The sequence below is a fragment of the Streptomyces sp. NPDC058812 genome, from assembly GCF_042744565.1.
Lineage (GTDB): Bacteria > Actinomycetota > Actinomycetes > Streptomycetales > Streptomycetaceae > Streptomyces > Streptomyces thinghirensis.
Genome location: NZ_JBHYOB010000014.1, coordinates 135,324 through 161,470, shown reverse-complemented (window position 1 = coordinate 161,470; position 26,147 = coordinate 135,324). Strand labels below are relative to the sequence as shown.

At 70.9% G+C, this 26,147-nt stretch carries 24 protein-coding genes; 21 read left to right on the top strand and 3 right to left on the bottom strand.

Annotation, left to right across the window (positions count from 1 at the left end; genetic code table 11):
• Window positions 1–256: 256 nt before the first annotated feature.
• From pgsA to relA, 15 genes are all read left to right on the top strand, one after another.
• Window positions 257–925: a phosphatidylinositol phosphate synthase gene (gene pgsA / locus ACFW48_RS26775; RefSeq protein WP_386318617.1), complete on the top strand. Its 669-nt coding sequence runs from the start codon at window positions 257–259 to the stop codon at window positions 923–925.
• Window positions 922–1,854, top strand: a complete 933-nt coding sequence (locus tag ACFW48_RS26770; RefSeq protein WP_386318615.1) for a phosphatidylinositol mannoside acyltransferase — start codon at window positions 922–924, stop codon at window positions 1,852–1,854. The genes pgsA and ACFW48_RS26770 overlap by 4 nt, the downstream gene beginning before the upstream one ends.
• A complete protein-coding gene (locus ACFW48_RS26765; protein WP_386318613.1) occupies window positions 1,851–3,014 on the top strand; it encodes a glycosyltransferase family 4 protein in 1,164 nt (387 codons plus the stop codon). Before ACFW48_RS26770 ends, ACFW48_RS26765 begins: the two co-directional genes overlap by 4 nt.
• 156 nt (window positions 3,015–3,170) lie before the next feature.
• Complete coding sequence (locus ACFW48_RS26760; protein ID WP_386318611.1) at window positions 3,171–3,713, top strand: hypothetical protein; 543 nt, start codon at window positions 3,171–3,173, stop codon at window positions 3,711–3,713.
• Between the two features lie 123 nt (window positions 3,714–3,836).
• Complete coding sequence (gene pdxS / locus ACFW48_RS26755; RefSeq protein WP_386318609.1) at window positions 3,837–4,748, top strand: pyridoxal 5'-phosphate synthase lyase subunit PdxS; 912 nt, start codon at window positions 3,837–3,839, stop codon at window positions 4,746–4,748.
• 18 nt (window positions 4,749–4,766) lie between these two features.
• Window positions 4,767–5,375 carry a pyridoxal 5'-phosphate synthase glutaminase subunit PdxT gene (pdxT, locus tag ACFW48_RS26750; RefSeq protein ID WP_386318608.1) on the top strand — a complete coding sequence of 203 codons (609 nt, stop codon included), beginning with the start codon at window positions 4,767–4,769 and terminating at the stop codon, window positions 5,373–5,375.
• Window positions 5,376–5,426: 51 nt separating this feature from the next.
• Window positions 5,427–6,179: a YebC/PmpR family DNA-binding transcriptional regulator gene (locus ACFW48_RS26745; RefSeq protein ID WP_121745926.1), complete on the top strand. Its 753-nt coding sequence runs from the start codon at window positions 5,427–5,429 to the stop codon at window positions 6,177–6,179.
• Window positions 6,180–6,297: 118 nt separating this feature from the next.
• The gene (gene ruvC / locus ACFW48_RS26740; protein ID WP_386318606.1) at window positions 6,298–6,864 is read left to right on the top strand and encodes a crossover junction endodeoxyribonuclease RuvC; all 567 of its coding nucleotides are present in this window, start codon (window positions 6,298–6,300) and stop codon (window positions 6,862–6,864) included.
• Window positions 6,861–7,466, top strand: a complete 606-nt coding sequence (gene ruvA / locus ACFW48_RS26735) for a Holliday junction branch migration protein RuvA (RefSeq protein ID WP_386318604.1) — start codon at window positions 6,861–6,863, stop codon at window positions 7,464–7,466. Before ruvC ends, ruvA begins: the two co-directional genes overlap by 4 nt.
• Window positions 7,467–7,493: 27 nt before the next feature.
• Window positions 7,494–8,567, top strand: coding sequence for a Holliday junction branch migration DNA helicase RuvB (gene ruvB / locus ACFW48_RS26730; protein WP_386318603.1), 1,074 nt, complete (start codon window positions 7,494–7,496; stop codon window positions 8,565–8,567).
• A gap of 175 nt (window positions 8,568–8,742) precedes the next feature.
• Window positions 8,743–9,258 carry a preprotein translocase subunit YajC gene (yajC, locus tag ACFW48_RS26725; RefSeq protein WP_386318601.1) on the top strand — a complete coding sequence of 172 codons (516 nt, stop codon included), beginning with the start codon at window positions 8,743–8,745 and terminating at the stop codon, window positions 9,256–9,258.
• Between the two features lie 132 nt (window positions 9,259–9,390).
• Complete coding sequence (gene secD / locus ACFW48_RS26720) at window positions 9,391–11,190, top strand: protein translocase subunit SecD (RefSeq protein WP_386318599.1); 1,800 nt, start codon at window positions 9,391–9,393, stop codon at window positions 11,188–11,190.
• A 1-nt stretch (window position 11,191) separates the two neighbouring features.
• The gene (gene secF, locus ACFW48_RS26715; protein WP_386318597.1) at window positions 11,192–12,325 is read left to right on the top strand and encodes a protein translocase subunit SecF; all 1,134 of its coding nucleotides are present in this window, start codon (window positions 11,192–11,194) and stop codon (window positions 12,323–12,325) included.
• Window positions 12,322–12,870 carry an adenine phosphoribosyltransferase gene (locus ACFW48_RS26710; protein ID WP_386318595.1) on the top strand — a complete coding sequence of 183 codons (549 nt, stop codon included), beginning with the start codon at window positions 12,322–12,324 and terminating at the stop codon, window positions 12,868–12,870. The genes secF and ACFW48_RS26710 overlap by 4 nt, the downstream gene beginning before the upstream one ends.
• A 172-nt stretch (window positions 12,871–13,042) precedes the next feature.
• The gene (relA, locus tag ACFW48_RS26705; RefSeq protein WP_386318593.1) at window positions 13,043–15,586 is read left to right on the top strand and encodes a GTP pyrophosphokinase; all 2,544 of its coding nucleotides are present in this window, start codon (window positions 13,043–13,045) and stop codon (window positions 15,584–15,586) included.
• Window positions 15,587–15,661: 75 nt separating this feature from the next.
• Here relA and ACFW48_RS26700 read toward each other — a convergent pair whose 3' ends face one another.
• Together ACFW48_RS26700 and ACFW48_RS26695 are read right to left on the bottom strand one after the other, a co-directional pair.
• On the bottom strand, window positions 15,662–16,891 hold the full coding sequence (locus ACFW48_RS26700) for a DUF349 domain-containing protein (RefSeq protein ID WP_386318591.1): 1,230 nt from the start codon (window positions 16,889–16,891) through the stop codon (window positions 15,662–15,664).
• A 135-nt stretch (window positions 16,892–17,026) separates the two neighbouring features.
• Window positions 17,027–17,851 (bottom strand): peptidylprolyl isomerase, encoded by an 825-nt coding sequence (locus tag ACFW48_RS26695; RefSeq protein WP_386318589.1) that lies wholly within the window; start codon window positions 17,849–17,851, stop codon window positions 17,027–17,029.
• A gap of 183 nt (window positions 17,852–18,034) precedes the next feature.
• Here ACFW48_RS26695 and ACFW48_RS26690 point away from each other — a divergent pair, with 183 nt between their 5' ends.
• The 5 genes from ACFW48_RS26690 (at window position 18,035) to rpsD (ending at window position 23,217) form a co-directional block, all read left to right on the top strand.
• Window positions 18,035–18,742, top strand: coding sequence for an MBL fold metallo-hydrolase (locus ACFW48_RS26690; protein ID WP_386318587.1), 708 nt, complete (start codon window positions 18,035–18,037; stop codon window positions 18,740–18,742).
• Window positions 18,743–18,755: 13 nt separating this feature from the next.
• Window positions 18,756–20,018 (top strand): histidine--tRNA ligase, encoded by a 1,263-nt coding sequence (hisS, locus tag ACFW48_RS26685; RefSeq protein ID WP_386318585.1) that lies wholly within the window; start codon window positions 18,756–18,758, stop codon window positions 20,016–20,018.
• A gap of 200 nt (window positions 20,019–20,218) precedes the next feature.
• Complete coding sequence (locus ACFW48_RS26680; protein WP_386318583.1) at window positions 20,219–20,881, top strand: vitamin K epoxide reductase family protein; 663 nt, start codon at window positions 20,219–20,221, stop codon at window positions 20,879–20,881.
• A gap of 69 nt (window positions 20,882–20,950) precedes the next feature.
• Entirely contained in the window at window positions 20,951–22,306 is a 1,356-nt protein-coding gene (locus ACFW48_RS26675; protein WP_386318581.1) for a replication-associated recombination protein A, read from the top strand.
• A 296-nt stretch (window positions 22,307–22,602) separates the two neighbouring features.
• On the top strand, window positions 22,603–23,217 hold the full coding sequence (gene rpsD, locus ACFW48_RS26670) for a 30S ribosomal protein S4 (protein ID WP_003977321.1): 615 nt from the start codon (window positions 22,603–22,605) through the stop codon (window positions 23,215–23,217).
• A gap of 121 nt (window positions 23,218–23,338) precedes the next feature.
• On the opposite strand, the gene ACFW48_RS26665 is transcribed toward rpsD, so the two are convergent.
• Window positions 23,339–25,525 carry an ATP-binding protein gene (locus ACFW48_RS26665; RefSeq protein WP_386318579.1) on the bottom strand — a complete coding sequence of 729 codons (2,187 nt, stop codon included), beginning with the start codon at window positions 25,523–25,525 and terminating at the stop codon, window positions 23,339–23,341.
• A 166-nt stretch (window positions 25,526–25,691) separates the two neighbouring features.
• Between ACFW48_RS26665 and ACFW48_RS26660 the strand changes: the two genes are divergently transcribed.
• A complete protein-coding gene (locus ACFW48_RS26660) occupies window positions 25,692–26,144 on the top strand; it encodes a DUF948 domain-containing protein (protein WP_121745912.1) in 453 nt (150 codons plus the stop codon).
• Window positions 26,145–26,147: the final 3 nt, after the last annotated feature.

Sequence of the window (26,147 nt, the reverse complement as noted above, 5' to 3'; positions counted from 1 at the left end):
GCCTCCCGTGCACGGTGAGGTCACTGTGGGCGCGGACACGCGGGACCGCGTGCACTGGCGGCTCCGGCGACGCCCGCGGTCCTTCGAGCTTTCCACTCCCGTCACGCCGCGTCCATACGACGGACCCGATCCCGCCGCCCACCCGTCGCCCACCAGGGGCTCAGGGTGCCCGTCCGTCACCCGTGCGCGCGCGTGACTACGATGGGCCAGCCGGTGGCCAGCAGGGGCCGCGGCCACACCGACCGTCGGGAAGGCCATGCTGAACAAGTACGCGCGTGCATTTTTTACGCGTGTCCTCACACCGTTCGCCGCGTTTCTCATCCGCCGGGGCGTCAGCCCGGACACGGTCACGCTGATCGGCACCGCCGGCGTGGTCGCGGGTGCGCTGGTCTTCTACCCCCTGGGTGAGTTCTTCTGGGGCACGGTCGTGATCACGCTCTTCGTCTTCTCCGACCTCGTCGACGGCAACATGGCACGCCAGCTCGGCCGCTCCAGCCGCTGGGGCGCCTTCCTGGACTCCACGCTGGACCGGGTCGCCGACGGCGCGATCTTCGGCGGCTTCGCCCTCTGGTACGCGGCCGGCGGTGACGACATCGTGCTGTGCGCCGTGTCGATCTTCTGCCTGGCCAGCGGCCAGGTGGTGTCGTACACCAAGGCGCGCGGCGAGTCGATCGGCCTGCCGGTCGCCGTCAACGGACTGGTCGAGCGCGCCGAACGGCTCGTCGTCTCGCTGGTCGCGGCCGGTCTCGCGGGACTGCACGCGTTCGGTGTGCCGGGCATCCAGTACCTCCTGCCGATCGCCCTGTGGATCGTCGCCGTCGGCAGTCTCGTCACGCTGATCCAGCGCGTCGTCACGGTCCGCCGGGAGGCCGCCGAGGCGGACGCCGCCGCCCAGGAGAGCCAGGGCACCGAGGCGGCGAAGTGAGCGCTCGGGACCGGCTGACCGACGGCCTGTACGGCGCCGGCTGGAGCACCGTGAAGAAGCTCCCGGAGCCGGTCGCCGCACGGCTCGGCCGCACCGTCGCGGACATCGCCTGGAAGCAGCGCGGCACGGGCGTGCGGCGGCTGGAGAGCAACTACGCGCGCGTGGTGCCGGAGGCGGGCCCCGAGCGGCTCGCCGCGCTCTCGCGCGCGGGCATGCGCTCCTACCTGCGCTACTGGATGGAGTCCTTCCGGCTCCCGGCGTGGAGCGACGAGCGGATCAGGACCGGCTTGACCGTCAAGGACCTGCACCACCTCACCGACGGCATGGACGCGGGCAAGGGCGTCGTCCTCGCCCTCCCGCACCTGGCCAACTGGGACCTCGCGGGCGCCTGGGTCACCACCAAGCTGGGCATCCCCTTCACCACGGTCGCCGAACGCCTCAAGCCGGAGACCCTTTACGACCGTTTCGTCGCCTACCGCGAGGGCCTCGGCATGGAGGTCCTGCCGCACAGTGGCGGCACGGCCTTCGGCACACTGGCCCGGCGGCTGCGCGACGGCGGCCTGGTCTGCCTGGTCGCCGACCGCGACCTGTCCGCCTCCGGTGTGGAGGTCGACTTCTTCGGCGAGACGGCGCGGATGCCCGCGGGGCCGGCCCTGCTGGCGCTGCAGACCGGCGCACGGCTGCTGCCGGTGACGCTCTGGTACGACGAGTCGCCCGTCATGAAGGGCCGGGTGCATCCGCCGGTCGAGGTCCCCGAGTCAGGTACCCGGGCCGAGAAGACGTCTGTCATGACACAGGCGCTGGCCGATGCCTTCGCCACGGGGATCGCCGACCACCCGGAGGACTGGCACATGCTCCAGCGCTTGTGGCTGAAGGACCTCGACCCCGCCAAGGCCCCCGCGGTGGCCGACGGGCAGGGCGCCTCGTGAGGATCGGCATCGTCTGCCCGTACTCCTGGGACGTGCCGGGCGGCGTCCAGTTCCACATCCGGGACCTGGCCGAGTACTTCATCCGTCTCGGCCACGAGGTCTCCGTCCTCGCCCCCGCCGACGACGACACCCCGCTGCCGCCGTACGTCGTCTCGGCCGGCCGCGCGGTGCCGGTGCCGTACAACGGCTCGGTGGCCCGCCTCAACTTCGGCTTCCTGTCGGCGGCCCGGGTGCGTCGCTGGCTGCACGACGGCGCCTTCGACGTCATCCACATCCACGAACCGACCTCGCCCTCGCTCGGCCTGCTGACCTGCTGGGCGGCACAGGGCCCGATCGTGGCGACCTTCCACACGTCCAACCCGCGCTCCCGCGCGATGATCGCCGCGTACTCGATCCTCCAGGCCGCGCTGGAGAAGATCAGCGCCCGCATCGCGGTGAGCGAGTACGCCCGCCGCACCCTGGTCGAGCACCTCGGCGGGGACGCGGTCGTCATCCCCAACGGCGTCGACGTCGACTTCTTCGCAGGCGCCGAGCCGAAGCCCGAGTGGCAGGGCGACACGATCGGCTTCATAGGGCGCATCGACGAACCCCGCAAGGGCCTGCCGGTGCTGATGCGGGCGCTGCCGAGGATCCTCGCCGCCCGCCCGCAGTCCCGGCTGCTGGTCGCCGGGCGCGGCGACGAGAAGGAGGCCGTGGCCTCCCTGCCCGCCGAGCTGCGCTCCCGGGTGGAGTTCCTCGGCATGGTCAGCGACGAGGACAAGGCCCGCTTCCTGCGGAGCGTCGACCTGTACGTGGCCCCCAACACCGGCGGCGAGAGCTTCGGGATCATCCTGGTCGAGGCCATGTCGGCCGGTGCTCCCGTACTCGCCTCGGACCTGGACGCCTTCGCCCAGGTCCTCGACCAGGGGGCGGCCGGTGAGCTGTTCCCCAACGAGGACGCCGACGCACTGGCCGACACGGCGGTGCGGCTGCTGGCGGACCCGGAACGCCGGACCGCGCTGCGGGAGCGGGGCAGCGCCCACGTACGGCGCTTCGACTGGTCCACGGTCGGCGCGGACATCCTGTCGGTCTACGAGACGGTCACGGCGGGCGCGGCGGCGGTGGCGACGGACGACCGGGCGACGGGACTGAGGGCACGCTTCGGCCTGGCGCGGGACTGAGGCTGATTTTCCAGCCGACGTCCGCGGTATCAGCCCGTCCGGCGTTTGAGGACGAGGCCGTCCAGGCCGAAGGGGGGTCTGGGGGCGCAGCCCCCAGTGGCGCCCACCGAGAGGCACCGCCCAACCCAGCGGAGCGCTCCCGTAGGGTTGCGCCCCGTGACCGCAACCCTCATCTGGATCCTGGTCGTCCTCGTCGCGATCGGCCTGTACCTGAGCTGGACGGCGGGGCGGCTGGACCGGCTGCACGCCCGGATCGACGCCGCCCGCGCCGCCCTCGACGCCCAGTTGCTGCGCAGGGCCTCCGTGGCGCAGGAACTGGCCACCTCGGGCGTGCTCGACCCGGCCGCCTCCATCGTCCTGTACGAGGCCGCGCACGCCGCCCGGCAGGCCGAGGAGGAGCAGCGGGAGGTCGCCGAGAGCGAGCTGAGCCAGGCACTGCGGGCGGTGTTCGCCGTCCCGCAGCAGGTGGACGTCCTGCGCGAGGCGCCCGGGGGAGAGGAAGCGGCGCACGAGCTGGCCGAGGCCGTGCGGCGCGTCCCGATGGCCCGGCGTTTCCACAACGACGCGGTGGGCGCCGCGCGCAGGCTGCGCGAGCACCGCAAGGTCCGCTGGTTCCGCCTCGCCGGTCACGCGCCCTTCCCGCTGGCCTTCGAGATGGACGACGAGTCGCCGGCCGCTCTGGTGGACAGGGCGGCGTAGCGGCCCCCAGCCGGGCCCGCGCCCGAAAAGGATCCACCAGCTACCCATTGGCCCTTGCTGTGGCCTGCTTCGTTCGCGTTTCCTCGGAGCTGCAGAAACCCCCTTCACTTCAGCGAGGTACCCGTGTCCAGCACGTACTCCGAGAACCAGGCCCCCGAGACCGGCACCGCCCGCGTGAAGCGCGGCATGGCCGAGCAGCTCAAGGGTGGCGTGATCATGGACGTCGTCACGCCGGAGCAGGCGAAGATCGCCGAGGACGCGGGCGCCGTCGCCGTCATGGCCCTGGAGCGGGTCCCGGCCGACATCCGCAAGGACGGCGGCGTGGCCCGCATGTCCGACCCGGACATGATCGAGGGCATCATCGGCGCGGTCTCCATCCCCGTGATGGCCAAGTCCCGCATCGGCCACTTCGTCGAGGCCCAGGTCCTGCAGTCCCTCGGTGTCGACTACATCGACGAGTCCGAGGTCCTCACTCCGGCCGACGAGGTCAACCACTCCGACAAGTTCGCCTTCACCACCCCCTTCGTCTGCGGCGCCACCAACCTCGGTGAGGCACTGCGCCGTATCGCCGAGGGCGCCGCGATGATCCGCTCCAAGGGCGAGGCCGGTACCGGCAACGTCGTCGAGGCCGTCCGCCACCTGCGCCAGATCAAGAACGAGATCGCCCGCCTGCGCGGCTACGACAACAACGAGCTGTACGCCGCCGCCAAGGAGCTGCGCGCCCCGTACGAGCTGGTCCGGGAGGTCGCCGAGCTGGGCAAGCTCCCCGTGGTCCTCTTCTCCGCCGGCGGCGTCGCCACCCCGGCCGACGCCGCGCTCATGCGCCAGCTCGGCGCCGAGGGCGTCTTCGTCGGCTCCGGCATCTTCAAGTCCGGCGACCCGGCCAAGCGCGCCGCCGCCATCGTGAAGGCGACCACCTTCTACGACGACCCGAAGATCATCGCGGAGGCGTCCCGCAACCTCGGCGAGGCCATGGTCGGCATCAACTGCGACACCCTCCCCGAGACCGAGCGCTACGCGAACCGCGGCTGGTAGGACGAGGACACCGGATCCATGAGCGACACCCCCGTCATCGGCGTCCTGGCCCTCCAGGGCGACGTACGGGAGCACCTCGTCGCCCTGGCCGCGGCCGACGCCGTGGCCAGGCCGGTCAGGCGCCCCGAAGAACTCGCCGAGGTCGACGGCCTGGTCCTGCCCGGCGGCGAGTCCACCACCATCTCCAAACTGGCCGTCCTCTTCGGAGTGATGGAGCCCCTCCGCGCGCGCGTGCGGGACGGCCTGCCCGTCTACGGCACCTGCGCCGGCATGATCATGCTGGCCGACAAGATCCTCGACCCGCGCTCCGGACAGGAGACGGTCGGCGGCATCGACATGATCGTGCGGCGCAACGCCTTCGGACGGCAGAACGAGTCCTTCGAGGCGGCCGTCGACATCAAGGGCGTCGAGGGCGATCCTGTGGAGGGCGTCTTCATCCGCGCCCCCTGGGTGGAGTCCGTGGGCGCCACGGCCGAGGTGCTCGCCGAGCACGAGGGCCACATCGTCGCGGTCCGCCAGGGCAACGCTCTGGCCACGTCGTTCCACCCGGAGCTGACCGGCGACCACCGCGTGCACCGCCTCTTCGCCGACATGGTGCGCGCGAACCGGACGGCGGAGTCCTTGTAGGATTCCTGCGTTCGTTCGTTCAAAGACGGGTTACGCGAAGGAGACAGGCAGATGTCCGGCCACTCTAAATGGGCCACGACGAAGCACAAGAAGGCCGTCATCGATGCCAAGCGCGGCAAGCTCTTCGCGAAGCTGATCAAGAACATCGAGGTCGCGGCCCGGATGGGGGGCGTCGACATCGAGGGCAACCCGACGCTCTACGACGCCATCCAGAAGGCGAAGAAGCAGTCGGTCCCGAACAAGAACATCGACTCCGCGGTCAAGCGGGGCGGTGGCCTCGAGGCCGGCGGCGCCGACTACGAGACGATCATGTACGAGGGTTACGGCCCGAACGGTGTCGCGGTACTCATCGAGTGCCTCACCGACAACCGCAACCGCGCCGCCTCCGACGTCCGCGTCGCCATGACCCGCAACGGCGGCTCCATGGCCGACCCGGGCTCGGTGTCGTACCTGTTCAACCGCAAGGGCGTCGTGATCGTCCCCAAGGGCGAGCTGGGCGAGGACGACGTCCTGGCCGCCGTCCTGGACGCGGGCGCCGAGGAGGTCAACGACCTCGGCGAGACCTTCGAGGTACTGAGCGAGGCCACCGACCTGGTCGCGGTCCGCACCGCCCTCCAGGACGCCGGTATCGACTACGAGTCCGCCGACGCCAACTTCGTCCCGACCATGCAGGTCGAGCTGGACGAGGAGGGCGCCAGGAAGATCTTCAGGCTGATCGACGCCCTGGAGGACAGCGACGACGTGCAGAACGTCTTCGCCAACTTCGACGTGAGCGACGAGGTCATGGAGAAGGTCGACGCGTAGCGCCGCCGCGCGCACGACGATTCCGGCGGGCCGGGGGACACGTCCCCGGCCCGCCGCCGTTGTCGGTGGCACCCGATAGCCTGCACAAACAGGCGATCGATGTGAGGGGAGCCGTGCGTTGCGCGTACTGGGGGTGGACCCGGGGCTGACCCGCTGCGGGATCGGTGTCGTGGAGGGCGTCGCGGGCCGGCCGCTCACCATGCTCGGCGTCGGCGTGGTCCGTACACCCGCGAACGCGGAACTCGGCCACCGCCTGGTCGCCGTCGAGCAGGGCATCGAGCAGTGGCTGGACGAGCACCGGCCGGAGTGCGTCGCCGTGGAGCGCGTCTTCAGCCAGCACAACGTCCGCACGGTCATGGGCACCGCCCAGGCCAGCGCCGTCGCCATCCTGTGCGCCTCCCGCCGCGGCATCCCCGTCGCCCTGCACACCCCCAGCGAGGTCAAGGCCGCCGTCACGGGCAGCGGACGCGCCGACAAGGCGCAGGTCGGTGCCATGGTCACCCGGCTGCTGCGGCTCGCCGAACCGCCCAAGCCCGCCGACGCCGCCGACGCCCTCGCGCTCGCCATCTGCCACATCTGGCGCGCCCCGGCACAGAACCGGCTCCAGCAGGCCGTCGCCCTGCACGCCTCGAAAGCCCCGAAGACCTCGAAAGCCCCGACCGCACCGAAAGGCCGTACGGCATGATCGCCTTCGTCAGCGGCACGGTCGCCGCCCTCGCCCCCGACGCCGCGGTGGTCGAGGTCGGCGGCGTCGGCATGGCCGTCCAGTGCACGCCGAACACGCTCTCCACCCTCCGCCTGGGCAAGCCCGCCAAGCTCGCCACCTCCCTCGTCGTCCGCGAGGACTCGCTCACTCTGTACGGCTTCGCCGACGACGACGAGCGCCAGGTCTTCGTGCTGCTCCAGACGGCCAGCGGCGTCGGCCCCCGCCTGGCCCAGGCGATGCTCGCCGTGCACAGCCCCGACGCCCTGCGCAGAGCCGTCTCCACCGGCGACGAGAAGGCGCTCACCGCCGTCCCCGGCATCGGTAAGAAGGGCGCGCAGAAGCTGCTCCTGGAACTGAAGGACCGCCTCGGCGAGCCCATCGGGGCCCCCGCCGTCGGCGCGCCGGTCAGCACCGGCTGGCGCGACCAGCTGCACGCGGCCCTCATCGGCCTCGGGTACGCGACCCGCGAGGCCGACGAGGCCGTCTCCGCGGTGGCGCCCCAGGCCGAGGCCGCCGGGGGCACGCCCCAGGTGGGCCAGCTGCTGAAGGCGGCCCTGCAGACCCTGAACCGCGCCCGATAGCCCGTACCGAGAGCCGAGGCACACCTGATGAACTGGGACGACACGACCGACACGGACGCCGCGGGCGAACGGCTGGTGGGTGCGTCCGCCGACGGCGAGGACCAGGCCGTGGAGGCCGCCCTGCGTCCCAAGGACCTGGGCGAGTTCATCGGCCAGGAGAAGGTCCGCGAGCAGCTCGACCTCGTGCTGCGCGCCGCACGCGCGCGCGGGGCGACCGCCGACCACGTGCTGCTCTCCGGCGCTCCCGGCCTCGGCAAGACCACCCTCTCGATGATCATCGCGGCCGAGATGGAAGCCCCCATCCGCATCACCTCCGGCCCGGCCATCCAGCACGCCGGCGACCTCGCGGCGATCCTCTCCTCCCTCCAGGAGGGCGAGGTCCTCTTCCTCGACGAGATCCACCGCATGTCGCGGCCCGCCGAGGAGATGCTCTACATGGCGATGGAGGACTTCCGCGTCGACGTCATCGTCGGCAAGGGCCCGGGCGCCACCGCCATCCCCCTGGAGCTGCCGCCCTTCACCCTGGTCGGCGCCACCACGCGCGCGGGGCTGCTGCCGCCTCCGCTGCGCGACCGCTTCGGCTTCACCGCGCACATGGAGTTCTACGGACCGGCCGAACTGGAACGCGTCATCCACCGCTCGGCGGGCCTGCTCGACGTCGAGATCGACACCGCGGGCGCCGCCGAGATCGCCGGCCGCTCCCGCGGCACCCCCCGCATCGCCAACCGTCTGCTGCGCCGGGTCCGGGACTACGCCCAGGTCAAGGCCGACGGCCTGATCACCCAGGAGATCGCCGCGGCCGCCCTCGCGGTCTACGAGGTCGACGCCCGGGGCCTGGACCGGCTGGACCGGGGTGTGCTGGAGGCCCTGCTCAAGCTGTTCGGCGGCGGTCCCGTGGGCCTGTCCACGCTCGCCGTCGCCGTGGGGGAGGAGCGTGAGACAGTGGAAGAGGTCGCCGAACCCTTCCTCGTACGGGAGGGTCTGCTCGCCCGCACCCCGCGCGGGCGCGTGGCGACCCCGGCCGCATGGGCGCACCTCGGCCTCACCCCGCCGCGTTCGCAGAGTTCGGGAAACGGACAACAGGACTTGTTCGGGGCGTGACGACACCGTCACGAAGAGGACATTCGCCGGAGCAGGAACCCCGGTGCCATGCTGAGCGTTGTTCCATGCGCGCGGACTCGCTTAGACTCCGCCGATGCCGCCCTTGTCGGCGGCGCACACACCCCCAACCATCAGGCCGCTCACCATCGCGGTCGTGTGAAGGAAGTACCGACCCGTGAGTCTCGTGACCCTCCTCCCGTTCATCGTGCTCATCGGGGCCATGTTCCTGATGACCCGGTCGGCGAAGAAGAAGCAGCAGCAGGCCGCCGACATGCGGAACCAGATGCAGCCCGGTTCCGGAGTCCGCACCATCGGGGGCATGTACGCCACGGTCAAGGAGGTCAGCGAGGACACGGTCCTCCTCGACGCCGGTCCGGGCGTCGAGCTGCTCTTCGCCAAGAACTCCATCGGTGCCGTCCTGACCGACGACGAGTACAACCGCATCGTCCACGGCATCGAGCACGACCTGAAGTCCGACGCCGACGTCGTCCCGGACGACGCCTCCTCCCTCACCGAGACCGACGCCTCCGCCGACGACGCTGCCGCCGCCTCCGACGGCAAGTCCGTCGACCTCGGCAAGAAGGACGCGGACGACGAGCCGGCCGACGAGCCGACCGTCGACGCCGCGCCCGCCGAGGCGAAGACCGACGAGCAGCCGAAGAAGTCCGACGGCGGTTCCGAGGCGAAGTAGCCGTGCCCCGGGGCGCGCGGGTCGTTCCCGCGTACCCTGTGCGACGCGCGGCTCGCACGGATCCGGACACCATGTGATGGCCGCCGGTGACGCCTACCCGGCGCGAAGCGGCCCGAGAGGGAGTACGCAAAGGTGGTAGCACCTAAAAAGGGAAAGAATGCGAGCGCTCAGAGTAAACCCGGGCGCTCGCTGGCCCTGATTCTGATCGCCATCGTGGCGCTCACCGGAGGCATGTTCGCCTCCGGACACACGACTCCGCGTCTCGGCATCGACCTGGCCGGCGGCACCAGCATCACGCTCCGCGCGGTTCCGGAGGCGGGCCAGGAGTCCGCGATCAACAAGACCAACATGGACACCGCGGTCGAGATCATGGAGCGCCGTGTCAATGGTCTGGGTGTCTCCGAGGCCGAGGTACAGACCCAGGGCGACCGGAACATCATCGTCAACATCCCCAAGGGCACGAACTCCAAGGAAGCGCGGCAGCAGGTCGGGACCACCGCCAAGCTCTACTTCCGTCCGGTCCTCGCCACCGAACTCTCCGGCGCGAACGCGACCGGCAGCCCCTCCCCGAGTGCCACCGGCAACGCCTCCGACGAGGCGACCGACAAGGCCACGGACGGCGCGACCGACCAGGACAAGGCCACCGACGGGGACAAGGCGAGCGACTCGCCCTCCGGCTCCGCCTCGGCGAGCTCCAGCCCCCAGGGCCGCGCGGCCAGCGACGCCCTGAAGGCCGACCCCAGCCCGTCCGGCGGGGCCTCCGACGGCGCCTCCCCGTCCCCGAGCGCCAGCGCCCCCGGCGACGACGCGAACGCCAAGCTCCAGGCCGAGTACGCCGCACTGGACTGCACCGACCCGGCGGCCCGGGCCAAGGCGGGCGACGGCGCCAAGCAGGGCGACTCGATGGTGGCCTGCGGCCAGAACTCGCAAGGCCAGTGGCAGAAGTACGTCCTGGGCCCCGCCGCGGTCGACGGTACGGACGTCGACGACTCCGAGGCCGTCTTCAACACGCAGACCGCCGCCGGCTGGACCGTGACGATGAAGTTCACGGACGACGGTGCCAAGAAGTTCGCGGACATCACCGGCAAGCTGGCGCAGAACCAGTCCCCGCAGAACCAGTTCGCCATCGTCCTGGACAACGAGGTCGTCTCCGACCCGTACGTCAGCCAGGCACTCACCGGCGGCAGCGCGGAGATCTCCGGCAGCTTCGACCAGGAGGAGGCCCAGGGCCTCGCCAACATGCTGTCCTACGGTGCTCTGCCGCTGACCTTCCAGGAGGACAGCGTCACCACCGTCACCGCCGCGCTCGGCGGTGACCAGCTCGAAGCGGGTCTGATCGCCGGCGCGATCGGCCTCGCCCTGGTCGTCCTCTACCTGCTGGTCTACTACCGCGGCCTGTCGTTCATCGCCGTCGCCTCGCTGCTGGTCTCCGCGGGCCTCACGTACGCGATCATGTCGCTGCTCGGCCCGACCATCGGCTTCGCGCTGAACCTGCCGGCCGTGTGCGGTGCCATCGTCGCCATCGGCATCACGGCGGACTCGTTCATCGTGTACTTCGAACGCGTCCGCGACGAGATCCGGGAAGGCCGCTCGCTGCGACCCGCCGTGGAGCGGGCCTGGCCGCGCGCCCGGCGCACCATCCTGGTCTCCGACTTCGTCTCCTTCCTCGCCGCCGCGGTGCTCTTCGTCGTGACGGTCGGCAAGGTGCAGGGCTTCGCGTTCACCCTGGGTCTGACCACGCTGCTCGACGTGGTGGTGGTGTTCCTCTTCACCAAGCCGCTGCTGACGCTGATGGCCCGCCGCAAGTTCTTCGCGAGCGGTCACAAGTGGTCCGGCCTCGACCCGAAGAGCCTGGGTGCCAAGCCGCCGTTGCGGCGCACCCGCCGCCCCGCCCGCCCCGTTGCCGGCCCTGTCGACCCGAAGGAGGCGTGAGATGGGAAAGCTCGGCAACCTCGGCGCCCGACTGCACCATGGCGAGATCGGCTACGACTTCGTCAAGAACCGCAAGCTCTGGTACGGCATCTCCATCCTCATCACCATCACGGCCATCGTCGGCCTGGCGGTGCGCGGCCTCCACATGGGCATCGAGTTCCAGGGCGGTGCGGTCTTCACCACCCCGAAGAACGTGAGCGCCTCGGTCGCCCAGGCCGAGACCTACGCGGAGGAGGCCTCGGGCCACGACGCGATCGTCCAGAAGCTCGGTGACGGCAGCCTCCGCATCCAGATCGCGGGCACCGACACCGCGAAGTCGGACCAGATCAAGGAAAAGCTGTCCGCGGACCTGGACGTCCCGGCGGAGAAGATCAACGCCGACCTGGTCGGCCCCAGCTGGGGTGACCAGATCGCGAACAAGGCCTGGCAGGGCCTCGGGATCTTCATGGTTCTGGTCGTGATCTACCTGGCGATCGCGTTCGAATGGCGCATGGCGCTCGCCGCGTTCGTCGCGCTGATCCACGACATCACCATCACGGTGGGCGTCTACGCCCTCGTCGGGTTCGAGGTCACACCGGGCACGGTGATCGGTCTGCTCACGATCCTCGGTTACTCGCTCTACGACACGGTCGTGGTCTTCGACAGTCTCAAGGAGCAGACGAGAGACATCACCAAACAGACCCGCTGGACCTACGGCGAAATCGCCAACCGCTCGATCAACAGCACCCTGGTCCGCTCCGTCAACACCACGGTGGTCGCGCTGCTGCCGGTGGCCGGTCTGCTGTTCATCGGCGGCGGTGTCCTCGGCGCGGGCATGCTCAACGACATCTCGCTGTCGCTGTTCGTCGGCCTCGCCGCGGGCGCGTACTCGTCGATCTTCATCGCCACACCGCTCGTCGCCGACCTCAAGGAGGCCGAGCCGCAGATGAAGGCGCTCAAGAAGCGCGTCCTCGCCAAGCGCGCCCAGGCCGCGGCCAAGGGCGAGCCCGCGGAGAACGCCGTCGACGAGGAGCGATACGCCGACGATGACAGCGCCGACGAGCCCGAGGACGCGGCGCCCGCGGTCGTCGGCCCCCGCGGCCAGCCCGCGTCCCGCACCAGGGGCCGCGGCCGACCCTCGGGGAAGCGCCGATGACCGAGACGACCGACATCACGGATCTGCTGCTCAGCCGCATCCGTGATGTGGCGGACTACCCGGAGCCGGGCGTGGTGTTCAAGGACATCACCCCGCTCCTGGCCGACCCGGCCGCTTTCACCGCCCTGACCGACGCGCTCGCCGAGGTCGCCGAGCACACCGGTGCCACCAAGGTCGTCGGCCTGGAGGCCCGCGGCTTCATCCTCGGCGCCCCGGTGGCCCTGCGGGCCGGCCTCGGCTTCATCCCCGTACGCAAGGCGGGCAAGCTCCCCGGAGCCACCCTCAGCCAGGCGTACGAGCTGGAGTACGGCTCGGCCGAGATCGAGGTGCACGCCGAGGACCTGGCCGCCGGTGACCGGGTGCTGGTCGTCGACGACGTCCTCGCCACCGGCGGCACCGCCGAGGCATCGCTGGAGCTCATCCGCCGGGCGGGCGCGCAGGTCGCGGGCCTCGCCGTCCTGATGGAGCTGGGCTTCCTCGGCGGGCGGGCCCGCCTGGAGCCGGCCCTCGCCGGGGCACCGCTGCGGGCACTGCTCACGGTCTGACAGCCCTCGTCGCACAGCGGAGGCGGGCCCGGAGGAATCCGGTGCCCGCCTCATGCGTTTCTCGGGTTGACGGCCCTCACAGTGGCCGGAAGGCGATCCGGGGGTGCAGGATCGCTACCATGGGGTTTCCGGAGCCTGACCGGGGGACCCGGATCGCGCACGAGGAGTCCTCTTGCCAGACGAGGCCCAGCCACTGACCGCCGCAAAGCCCGAGTCCGCCTCGGCGCCCGCGGCGAAGCCCGCGCCCAGTTCGCCCCAGGCGAAGAACGACACCCGCGGGCCGATCCAGCACGCCCCGGCCGCGCCCGTCGACAAGCCGGCCGATCAGCAGCCGCGTCCCAAGCCGATCCCGCCCGAGCGCGAACGGAACGCGCCCGTGGTCCGCGCGCCCTCCGGGCAGCCCGCCCGCTCCGGCTCCTCCAACCGCGTCCGCGCCCGCCTCGCCCGTCTCGGCGTGCAGCGCGCCAACCCGTACAACCCGGTCCTGGAGCCGCTGCTGCGGATAGTGCGCAGCAACGACCCCAAGATCGAGACGGCGACCCTGCGCCAGATCGAGCGCGCCTACCAGGTCGCCGAACGCTGGCACCGCGGCCAGAAGCGCAAGAGCGGCGACCCGTACATCACGCATCCGCTCGCCGTCACCACCATCCTCGCCGAGCTGGGCATGGACCCGGCCACGCTGATGGCCGGTCTCCTACACGACACCGTCGAGGACACCGAGTACGGCCTGGAGGACCTGCGCCGCGACTTCGGCGACGTGGTCACCCTCCTCGTCGACGGCGTCACCAAGCTCGACAAGGTCAAGTTCGGCGAGGCCGCGCAGGCCGAGACCGTGCGCAAGATGGTCGTCGCCATGGCGAAGGACCCCCGCGTCCTGGTCATCAAGCTCGCCGACCGCCTGCACAACATGCGCACCATGCGCTATCTCAAGCGCGAGAAGCAGGAGAAGAAGGCGCGCGAGACCCTGGAGATCTACGCGCCGCTCGCCCACCGGCTGGGCATGAACACCATCAAGTGGGAGCTGGAGGACCTCGCCTTCGCGATCCTCTACCCCAAGATGTACGACGAGATCGTCCGCCTGGTCGCCGAGCGCGCCCCCAAGCGCGACGAGTACCTCGCCATCGTCACCGACGAGGTCCAGCAGGACCTGCGCGCGGCCCGCATCAAGGCGACCGTCACCGGCCGCCCCAAGCACTACTACAGCGTCTACCAGAAGATGATCGTCCGCGGCCGTGACTTCGCGGAGATCTACGACCTGGTGGGCATCCGCGTCCTCGTGGACACCGTCCGCGACTGCTACGCGGCGCTCGGCACCGTGCACGCGCGATGGAACCCGGTCCCCGGCCGGTTCAAGGACTACATCGCGATGCCCAAGTTCAACATGTACCAGTCGCTGCACACGACGGTCATCGGGCCCAACGGCAAGCCGGTCGAGCTGCAGATCCGCACCTTCGACATGCACCGCCGCGCCGAGTACGGCATCGCCGCGCACTGGAAGTACAAGCAGGAGGCCGTCGCAGGCGCCTCCAAGGTCCGCACCGACGCTCCCAAGTCGTCCGGCAAGGGCAAGGACGACCACCTCAACGACATGGCGTGGCTGCGGCAGCTGCTCGACTGGCAGAAGGAGACCGAGGACCCCGGCGAGTTCCTGGAGTCCCTGCGCTTCGACCTCTCCCGCAACGAGGTCTTCGTCTTCACCCCCAAGGGCGACGTCATAGCGCTGCCCGCGAGTGCCACCCCCGTCGACTTCGCGTACGCGGTGCACACCGAGGTCGGCCACCGCACCATAGGGGCACGGGTCAACGGCCGTCTCGTCCCGCTGGAGTCCACCCTGGACAACGGCGACCTGGTGGAGGTCTTCACCTCCAAGGCGGCCGGCGCGGGCCCCTCCCGCGACTGGCTCGGCTTCGTCAAGTCGCCCCGCGCCCGCAACAAGATCCGCGCCTGGTTCTCCAAGGAGCGCCGCGACGAGGCGATCGAGCAGGGCAAGGACTCCATCGTCCGCGCCATGCGCAAGCAGAACCTGCCGATCCAGCGCATCCTGACCGGCGACTCCCTGGTCACGCTCGCCCACGAGATGCGCTACTCGGACATCTCCGCGCTGTACGCGGCGATCGGCGAGGGCCATGTCTCCGCGCAGAACATCGTGCAGAAGCTGGTGCAGGCGCTCGGCGGCGAGGAGGCCGCCACCGAGGAGATCGACGAGTCGGTACCGCCGGCCCGCGGTCGCGGCCGCAAACGCCGGACCAACGCCGACCCGGGCGTCGTCGTCAAGGGCGTCGAGGACGTGTGGATCAAGCTGGCCCGCTGCTGCACGCCCGTCCCCGGTGACCCCGTCATCGGCTTCGTCACCCGTGGCAGCGGCGTATCCGTTCACCGCAGCGACTGCGTGAACGTGGACTCGCTGTCCCGGGAGCCCGAGCGCATCCTCGAGGTCGAGTGGGCCCCCAGCCAGTCCTCCGTCTTCCTGGTCGCCATCCAGGTCGAGGCCCTGGACCGCTCCCGGCTGCTGTCGGACGTCACGCGCGTGCTGTCCGACCAGCACGTCAACATCCTCTCCGCGGCCGTCCAGACGTCCCGCGACCGCGTCGCCACCTCCCGCTTCACCTTCGAGATGGGCGACCCGAAGCACCTCGGGCACGTCCTGAAGGCCGTACGGGGCGTCGAGGGCGTCTACGACGTGTACCGGGTGACGTCGGCGCGCAGGCCGTCGTAGCGGCCACCACACAGGCAGAGGAGCTCCCGTACGGCGTGTACGGGAGCCCCTCCGCGTATGGCGCGGGTGTGTGTGTCAGCCGCCGAACTCGTGCAGACCCTTCAGGGCCTGGTCCAGCAGTGCCTGCCGGCCCTCCAGCTCACGCTCGAGCTTGTCGGCCTTCGCGTTGTTGCCCTGGGCGCGGGCCTGCTCGATCTGCGAGCGCAGCTTGTCCACGGCGGCCTGGAGCTGACCGGTCAGACCCTCGGCACGCGCGCGTGCCTCCGGGTTGGTCCGGCGCCACTCGGTCTCCTCGGCCTCCTGGAGCGCCCGCTCGACCGCGTGCATCCGTCCCTCGACCTTCGGCCGGGCGTCGCGCGGCACGTGACCGATGGCCTCCCAACGCTCGTTCACCGAGCGGAACGCGGCCCGGGCCGCCTTCAGGTCGGTGACCGGCAGGAGCTTCTCGGCCTCCTCGGCCAGCTCCTCCTTGAGCTTGAGGTTCTCCGTCTGCTCGGCGTCCCGCTCCGCGAAGACCGAACTGCGGGCGGCGAAGAACACGTCCTGGGCGCCGCGGAAGCGGTTCCACAGGTCGTCCTCGTGCTCGCGCTGGGCGCGGCCGGCGGCCTTCCACTCGGTCATCAGGTCGCGGTAGCGGGCGGCCGTCGGCCCCCAGTCCGTCGAGTTCGACAGCGCCTCGGCCTCGCCGACCAGCCGTTCCTTGGTCCGGCGGGCCTCCTCGCGCTGCGCGTCCAGCTGCGCGAAGTGCTGCTTGCGGCGCTTGGAGAACGCCGAGCGCGCGTGCGAGAAGCGGTGCCACAGCTCGTCGTCGGACTTGCGGTCCAGGCGCGGCAGGCCCTTCCAGGTGTCCACCAGGGACCGCAGCCGCTCACCGGCCGCCCGCCACTGGTCGGACTGCGCCAGCTCCTCGGCCTCGGCGACCAGTGCCTCCTTGGCGCCGCGCGCCTCGTCGGACTGCTTCGCCCGCTGCGCCTTGCGCTCCTCGCGGCGCGTCTCGACCAGCGCGACGAGCTTGTCCAGCCGGGCCCGGAGCGCGTCCAGGTCGCCCACCGCGTGGTGTGCGTCGACCTGTTCCCGCAGGTGGTCGATGGCGGTCTGGGCGTCCTTCGCCGACAGGTCGGTGGTCTTCACTCGCTTCTCGAGGAGGCCGATCTCGACAACCAGGCCTTCGTACTTGCGTTCAAAGTAGGCCAGTGCTTCCTCGGGGGAGCCTGCCTGCCAGGAACCGACGACCTGCTCGCCGTCGGCCGTACGCACGTACACGGTCCCCGTCTCATCGACGCGGCCCCACGGGTCGCTGCTCACAGCGCCTCCTCCACATGATGCCTGCGGAGGGCTTCGCTACCCCCGGGCATCGTCCACAGTTTCGTCACGGCCAACATAGGCGACCGGCGGGTGGCCTGTCCGCATCCCGCGCGACCGAACTTTCGCTGATGAGGGTCAGGATTTCGTGACGGTGGCCTTGTCGATCACGACCGTCGCGTTGGGTGCCCCGTCGCCCGCGCCGGTGCTCTCGCCGGCGGCGGCGATCTTCTTCAGAACCGTCATTCCCTCGTCCGAGATGGTGCCGAACGGGGTGTAGCTGGGGGGCAGCGGGCTGTTCTGGTAGACGAGGAAGAACTGGCTGCCGCCGGTGTTCGGCTGACTGGTGTTGGCCATCGCCACCGTGCCCGCCGGGTACATGTTGTCCTTCAGGCTCTTGTCCTTCAGGTTCTCGTCCGGGATGTTGTAGCCCGGACCGCCGTTGCCCTGGCCCGTCGGGTCGCCGCACTGGAGCACGTAGATCCCGTTGGTGGTCAGCCGGTGGCACGGCGTGTGGTCGAAGAAGCCCTTGCCGGCCAGGAAGTTGAACGAGTTGACGGTGTGCGGCGCCGCCGACGTCTTCAGGGCGATGTCTATGTCGCCGCAGGTCGTGGCCAGCTTCATCGTGTACTTCGCCGACTTGTCGATGGTCATCGCAGGTTCCTTCTTCCAGGTCTGCGTCTTGACCTTGCCCTCGGCCGGCTTCTCGCACGGGTCCGGCGCCTTGCTGCTCGCCGAGGCGCTCGGGGTGACCTCCGCGTTGGCGTTCGTCTTGCTGTCGCCGTCGTCCAGGACCACACCGGTCGTGTACAGCGCGACACTGCCGATCAGGATCACGCCGAGCACCGACGCGATCGCGGCGTTGCGCATGCGCGCCTTGCGACGCGCGGAGGTGCGTCGCTGCTGCTGCCGCAAGAACTTCTCCCGGGCGAGCTGACGCCGCCGCTGCTCCTGGGTGACCACCGGGTTCTCTCCTCATGCGTCTTCGTGTGCCGACCGGTACGCGTGGGTGCGATGAGCCGACCGTGGGCGTGTAGCCCCGTACCGTATATGGGTTCGCTGAGGAATCGGCACCGCCGGTAGGCTCTGACCATGGGCGCGGCCCGTTCGCAAGCCCACCCGTACCGACACAAACGAAGGACGATCGTGCTCATTGCCGGGTTCCCCGCCGGGGCCTGGGGGACGAACTGCTATCTCGTCGCCCCCGCCGCCGGTGAGGAGTGCGTGATCATCGACCCTGGCCATCAGGCGGCCCCGGGAGTCGAGGAAGCGATCAGGAAGCATCGGCTCAAGCCCGTCGCCGTCGTCCTCACCCACGGTCACATCGACCATGTGGCCTCGGTCGTCCCGGTCTGCGGCGCGCACGACGTGCCGGCCTGGATCCACCCCGACGACCGCTTCATGATGAGCGACCCCGAGAAGGGGATCGGCCGCACCATCGGCATGCCGCTCATGGGCGAGCTGACCGTCGGGGAGCCGGACGACGTCAGGGAACTGACCGACGGCGCGAAGCTGGAGCTGGCGGGCATGGAACTGACCGTCGCGCACGCGCCGGGCCATACCAAGGGGTCGGTGACCTTCGGCCTGCCCGAGGCGGCGGACATCCCGCCGATCATGTTCTCGGGCGACCTGCTGTTCGCCGGCTCCATCGGACGCACCGACTTCCCCGGTGGCTCCATGGACGACATGCTCGAGTCCCTGGCACGCGTGTGCCTGCCGCTCGACGACTCGACCGTGGTGCTGTCCGGACACGGCCCCCAGACGACCATCGGCCAGGAGCGCGCCACCAACCCGTATCTGCGGCAGGTGGCGGCGGGCCAGGGAGCCTCCGAGGCTCCCCGACGAGGAATGTGACGAGAGACCTTCCGTGAGCACCTTCAAGGCCCCCAGGGGCACGTACGACCTGCTGCCGCCCGACTCCGCCAAGTACCTGGCGGTCCGCGAGGCGATCGCCGCCCCGCTGCGCAACTCCGGTTACGGCTACATCGAGACGCCCGGCTTCGAGAACGTCGAGCTGTTCGCGCGCGGTGTCGGCGAGTCCACCGACATCGTGACCAAGGAGATGTACGTCTTCGAGACCAAGGGCGGTGACCGGCTCGCCCTGCGCCCGGAGACGACGGCCCCCGTGCTGCGCGCGGTCCTGGAGGCCAACCTGCACAAGGCGGGCAACCTGCCGGTGAAGGTCTGGTACTCGGGCTCGCAGTACCGCTACGAGCGCCCGCAGAAGGGCCGTTACCGCCACTTCTCCCAGGTCGGCGCCGAGGCGATCGGCGCCGAGGACCCGGCACTGGACGCCGAACTGATCATCCTCGCCGACCAGTCGTACCGCTCGCTGGGGCTTCAGGACTTCCGTATCCTGCTCAACTCCCTCGGCGACCAGGAGTGCCGCCCGGTCTACCGCGCCGCGCTCCAGGACTTCCTGCGCGGCCTGGACCTGGACGAGGAGACGCTGCGCCGCGCCGACATCAACCCGCTGCGCGTCCTGGACGACAAGCGCCCGGACGTGCAGAGGCAGCTGACCGACGCCCCGCTGCTGCGCGACTACCTGTGCGACGCCTGCAAGGCGTACCACGAGGAGGTGCGCGAGCTGATCACGGCGGCCGGCGTGGTCTTCGAGGACGACCCGAAGCTGGTGCGCGGGCTCGACTACTACACGCGCACGACCTTCGAGTTCGTCCACGACGGGCTGGGCTCCCAGTCCGCGGTGGGCGGCGGCGGCCGCTACGACGGACTGTCCGAGATGATCGGCGGCCCGTCCCTGCCGTCCGTGGGCTGGGCCCTCGGCGTCGACCGCACCGTCCTCGCCCTGGAAGCCGAGGGCATCGAACTGGACATCCCGTCCGCCACCTCCGTCTTCGCGGTGCCGCTCGGCGAGGAGGCCCGCCGGATCCTCTTCGCCAAGGTCACCGAGCTGCGCAAGAACGGCGTCGCCGCCGACTTCTCCTACGGCGGCAAGGGCCTGAAGGCCGCGATGAAGGCGGCCAACCGCTCGGGCGCCCGCTACGCCCTGGTCCTGGGCGAGCGCGACCTGGCCGAAGGCGTCGTCCAGCTCAAGGACATGGAGTCCGGTGAGCAGGCGGCGATCGGCGTGAACGAGATCGTCGCCGAGCTGGAGTCGAGGCTCGGCTAGCAGGTCTGTACGTCCCGTCGTCCCCAGGGGCACCCGTGTTCGCTCGCGTGTGCCCCCGGGGAACGGACATCGGCCGGAATACGCCGCTCCAGGGCGATCACCGGTGCGTTCTTATGTTCATCGAACCGTGGCCATACAGGTCCGTGCGGCACAATGGCCCTGCCCGAAGCAGGTCCGACTCAAGCGACGGAATCGGCGTGATGAGCAAGACGACAGTGAAGGACGTCTCCACCGTGGCAGAGCCCGCGCCGGAACCCACCGCCGGAGCACCGCGCGCCGAGGGCGGCAGCCGTGCCCTCGCCCTGCTCCTGGTGATCACGGGCGCGGCCGGAGTGCTCGCCGCCTGGGTCATCACGCTCGACAAGTTCAAGCTGCTAGAGGCGAAGGTGGCGGGCGAGACCTTCACGCCCGGGTGCAGCCTCAACCCCGTCGTCGCCTGCGGGCCGATCATGGAGAGTGACCAGGCCTCCGTATTCGGCTTCCCCAACCCGATGCTCGGCCTGGTGACCTACGGCATCGTCGTCTGCGTCGGCATGAGCCTGCTCGCGGGCGCCCGGTTCCCGCGCTGGTACTGGCTCACCTTCAACGCCGGCTGCCTGTTCGGTGTCGGGTTCGTCACCTGGCTGCAGTTCCAGTCCCTGTACCGGATCAACGCCCTGTGCCTGTGGTGCTGCCTGGCCTGGGCCGCGACGATCATCATGTTCTGGTACGTGACGTCCTTCAACGTCCGCAAGGGCTTCCTGCCCGCGCCGAACTGGCTCAAGGGTTTCTTCGGCGAGTTCACCTGGGTCCTGCCGGTTCTGCACATCGGCATCATCGGCATGATGATCCTGACTCGCTGGTGGGACTTCTGGACCAGCTGACGGGCCGGCGGCCCGCCCCCGCACACCGCGCCCGCCGCGTTGTCAGTGCGGTCATTTAGGGTTCAGAGCGTGGAGCCCGACCTGTTCACCGCCGCAGCCGAAGAACGCCAGGAGAAGGACCCGACCGGCAGTCCCCTCGCCGTGCGGATGCGCCCGCGCACCCTCGACGAGGTCGTCGGTCAGCAGCACCTGCTCAATCCCGGCTCCCCCCTGCGCCGACTGGTCGGCGAGGGCGGATCCGGCCCCGCGGGGCCCTCCTCGGTCATCCTCTGGGGCCCGCCGGGCACCGGCAAGACCACCCTGGCGTACGTCGTCTCCAAGGCCACCAACAAGCGCTTCGTGGAGCTGTCGGCGATCACCGCGGGCGTCAAGGAGGTCCGCGCGGTCATCGACGGCGCCCGCCGCGCGGTCGGGGGGTACGGCAAGGAGACCGTCCTCTTCCTCGACGAGATCCACCGCTTCAGCAAGGCCCAGCAGGACTCCCTCCTCCCGGCCGTCGAGAACCGCTGGGTCACCCTGATCGCCGCCACCACCGAGAACCCGTACTTCTCGGTGATCTCCCCCCTGCTCTCCCGCTCCCTCCTCCTCACCCTCGAACCCCTCACCGACGACGACGTCCGGGGCCTGCTCCGCCGAGCCCTGACCGACGAGCGCGGCCTGAAGGAGGCCGTCGGCCTCCCCGGGGACACCGAGGAACACCTGCTGCGCATCGCCGGCGGCGACGCCCGCCGTGCGCTGACCGCGCTGGAGGCCGCCGCCGGGGCCGCACTGGACAAGGGCGAGACGGAGATCGGCCTGACGACGCTGGAGGAGACGGTCGACCGGGCCGCGGTGAAGTACGACCGCGACGGCGACCAGCACTACGACGTCGCCAGTGCCCTGATCAAGTCCATCCGCGGCTCCGACGTGGACGCCGCCCTGCACTACCTGGCCCGGATGATCGAGGCCGGCGAGGACCCCCGCTTCATCGCGCGGCGTCTGATGATCTCCGCCAGCGAGGACATCGGCCTGGCCGATCCGAACGCGCTGCCGATCGCCGTCGCCGCCGCCCAGGCCGTCGCCATGATCGGCTTCCCCGAGGCCGGCCTCACCCTCAGCCACGCCACCATCGCCCTGGCCCTCGCCCCCAAGTCCAACGCCGCGACCACCGCCATCGGCGCCGCCCTGGACGACGTACGCAAGGGCCACGCCGGACCGGTCCCCTCGCACCTGCGCGACAGCCACTACAAGGGCGCGGGCAAGCTCGGACACGGGCAGGGGTACGTGTACCCCCACGACCTGCCGGAGGGCATCGCGGCCCAGCAGTACGCGCCGGACGAGCTGAAGGACCGGACGTACTACGCGCCGACCCGGCACGGCGCCGAGGCCCGGTACGCGGACGCGGTGGAGTGGACCCGCGGGCACCTCGGTCGCAAGCGGTCCTGAGCAGCCTGTAGAATCGCCCGGAGCGCCGAGTCCCGTGCAGTCAGAACGGGACAACCGGCCGGAACCCCCAGCGGGTTCCAGGAGCGTCGCGCACCGTCGACAGGTGTCGCGGGCAGCCCACCACCACCCGGAGCTCCGGGAGCGGTCGGTGGGCCACTCGCGTGCTGCACGTATGTGCCCAGACCAGGGAGCGGCTGCCCGGCAGGTCCCCACGCGGACCAGGCGGGTTTCCCCGGCTGCGGATTGCGACCTCCCTCAACCCTGACAAGCCGGAAACCAGGAAAGAGACACAGACAGTGGCGAACCAGCCCCGTCCCAAGGTCAAGAAGTCGCGTGCCCTCGGCATCGCGCTGACCCCGAAGGCCGTCAAGTACTTCGAGGCCCGCCCCTACCCGCCGGGCGAGCACGGCCGCGGCCGCAAGCAGAACTCGGACTACAAGGTCCGTCTGCTCGAGAAGCAGCGTCTGCGCGCGCAGTACGACCTCAGCGAGCGTCAGCTCGTCCGCGCCTACGAGCGTGCCTCCAAGACCAACATGAAGACCGGCGAGGCCCTGGTCATCGAGCTGGAGCGTCGCCTCGACGCGCTGGTCCTGCGTTCGGGCATCGCCCGCACGATCTACCAGGCCCGCCAGATGGTCGTCCACGGCCACATCCAGGTCAACGGCCAGAAGGTCGACAAGCCGTCCTTCCGTGTCCGCCCGGACGACGTCGTGCAGGTGCGCGAGCGCTCCAAGGAGAAGACGCTCTTCACGATCGCCCGTGAGGGTGGCTTCGCCCCCGACGGCGAGACCCCGCGCTACCTCCAGGTGAACCTCAAGGCCCTGGCGTTCCGCCTGGACCGTGAGCCGAACCGCAAGGAGATCCCGGTGATCTGCGACGAGCAGCTCGTCGTCGAGTACTACGCCCGCTGATCCCAGCCCCGGCGCAGTACCACCAGCGGTACCAGAGGGTGCCGTTTGGATCCTGCCGGGGGTCGCGGGGTCTGGCACAAGGCGCCGCAGCCCGGAGCCGGCCAGATCCGGACGACGCCCCCTAGCCCGCCGTCTCCCCGCCCTTCCGGGTGGGCGAGGCGGCGGGCTTCGCCGTACGCGCGCCCGCCGTGGCACGCCGCCCGCTCCCGCGCGGCGCCGGCAGCGAGGCCGGCACCCCGGGCCGCCGCAGCGCCCGCGACACCGCCTCCCGGCGGCCGAGCCGCGACCCGTGCCGCACGCACTCCTCGTACCGCTCGTCGCCCAGCTGCTCCCGGGCCGCCGCCTCGCACAGCTCGTGCGGCGCGTTGTAGTGCGCCGAGCCGAACAGCGGCAGGCCCACCGACGGCCACATCCGCCCCGCCGCGCCCTGCAGCACCGCCGCCTCCGCCGCGTTCCCGTCCGCCACGGTGACCAGGGCCAGCAGTTCCACCGCCAGCACCGAGCCGAGCTGGTCCCGGAAGCGGTGCGCACCGGCCAGGCAGTCGGCCAGCAGCTCGCGGGCGCGCCCCGGTTCCCCGTCGCTCCACGCCGCGTAGGCCAGCACATACAGGGCGTAGCCCCGGGCCCAGCGCTCGCCGTGGTCCTCGCACACCTGGCGCACGTCCTCGCACAATCGCACCGCTTCCGGCAGATCGCCCTGGAACGCCCGCGTCATCGCCAGCTCCACCTGGCCCATCAGGACGTTGCTGTTGAGTTCGCCGATCTCCCGGTACCGCCGCAGCGCGGAGCGCAGCAGCGTCTCCGCACGCGGCATGTCGTCCGTGACCAGGGCCAGACACCCGGTGCGGTGCTCCGCGTAGGCCACCGCCGTGGGATTCGCCGACCGCTCGGCCTCCTCCCGGCACTCCTGGAGGGCCGCCAGCGCGGGCACCGTGTCGCCCTGCAGGATCGCCACGTAGCCGAGCACCCACAGCGCCTTCAGCCGGGACTGCTCGCCCGCCGTCCCCTCCACGTCCAGCCGCACCGCCTGCTCCAGCCAGCGCCGCCCCTCCGACAGCCGTCCGCAGCCGACCCAGTGGAACCACAGCGCGCCCGCCAGGTACTGGCCCAGGTGAGCCTCGTCCGGCTCGGTCATGCAGTGCTCCAGGGCGCTGCGCAGATTCGGCAGCTCCGCCTCCACCCGCGCGGCGACCTCGCGCTGGCGCGGCGAGAACCACTCCAGCTCGCACCAGGTCGCCAGACCCACGTACCAGTCCCGGTGCCGCCGCCGCAGCCGCGTCGCGTCACCCGTCGCCTCCAGCCAGTCGGCACCGTACGCCCGCACCGTGTCGAGCATCCGGTAGCGCACCCCGGCCGGGTCCTCCTCGCGGGTCAGCACGGACTGCGCGAGCAGCGCGGAGAGCACGTCGAGCACGTCGTCGGCGGGCAGCCCCTCGCCGCCGCACACGTACTCGGCGGCCTCCAGGTCGAACGGTCCCGCGAACACCGACAGCCGCGCCCACAGCAGCCGCTCCGCAGGCGTGCACAGCTCATGGCTCCACCCGATCGCCGTACGCAGTGTCCGGTGCCGGGGGAGCGCGGTGCGGCCCTGGCCGGTCAGCAGGCGGAAGCGGTCGTCCAGCCGTTGCAGCACCTGTCCCGGCGACAGCGCGTCCAGCCGCCCCGCCGCCAGTTCGATCGCCAGCGGGATCCCGTCCAGGCGCCGGCACAGTTCGCGCACGTCCCCGTGGTCGTCCTCGAGGCCGGCGTCGTCCCCGTACGACAGGTGCCGCTGCCCCGCTCGGACCGTCAGCAGCTCCACCGCCTCCTCCGGACTCAACGGCGCCAGCGGAACCCGCCGCTCCCCGGCCACGCCCAGCGGCCTGCGCCCCACCGCCAGGACCCGCAGCCCCGGAGCGCGGCCCAGCAGGTCGGTCGTCAGCGCGGCACAGGCGTCCACCAGGTGCTCGACCCCGTCGAGGACCAGGAGCAACTCCCGCTCGGCGAGGTGCGCGAGCAGCGTCTCGCGCGGCAGCCGGGTCGTGTGGTCGGTCAGGCCCAGCGCCTCCACCACCGCGTAGTCGACGAACTCCTCGTCGCGCACCGGCGCGAGTTCCACCCGCCACACCCCGTCCCGGGGCGCGCACCGCGCGGCCGCCCGCGCCGCCAGCCGCGACTTCCCGACCCCGCCGGTCCCGGTCACGGTCACCAGCCGCCCGGAGCCCAGCGCCCGGGCCAGCTCCGCGAGTTCCGTCGCTCTCCCCACGAAGGCGTCGAGTTCCAGCGGTAGGTTGCCGTGCGGGATGCCGTCGCGCCGATGGTCTCGCATGAAACACGGAGCGTACTGAACCGAATTCACTCCGTACAATCGCTTCTTGCGATTCCACCGCCCCGCGCCGCGCGCGGACGGCAATCCGGTACGGAGCCCCGCGCCCGGCGCGATAGGCTCGGTGAACGACTTTCCCGATGTTCAGGCATGTCTTTTCAGGGAGCGGGTGCACACAGTGTCCGGTGGCGAGGTGGCCGGGATCCTGGTGGCCGTCTTCTGGGCGATCCTGGTCTCCTTCCTCGCCGTCGCACTGGCGAGGCTGGCCCAGACACTCAGGGCGACCACCAAGCTCGTGGCGGACGTGACCGACCAGGCCGTCCCGCTGCTGTCCGACGCCTCCTCGGCGGTGCGCTCCGCGCAGACCCAGATCGACCGGGTCGACGCGATCGCCTCCGACGTCCAGGAGGTCACGTCGAACGCCTCCGCGCTGTCCACCACCGTGGCCTCCACGTTCGGCGGGCCCCTGGTCAAGGTCGCCGCGTTCGGGTACGGCGTGCGCCGGGCACTCGGCGGTCGCAAGGAGGACGTGCCCGCGGGCCCGGCCAAGGAGCCGCGGCGCACCGTGATCGTCGGCCGTACGATCCCGGCGGCGCGGCGGACGAAGCGGAAGAAGGACTGATCC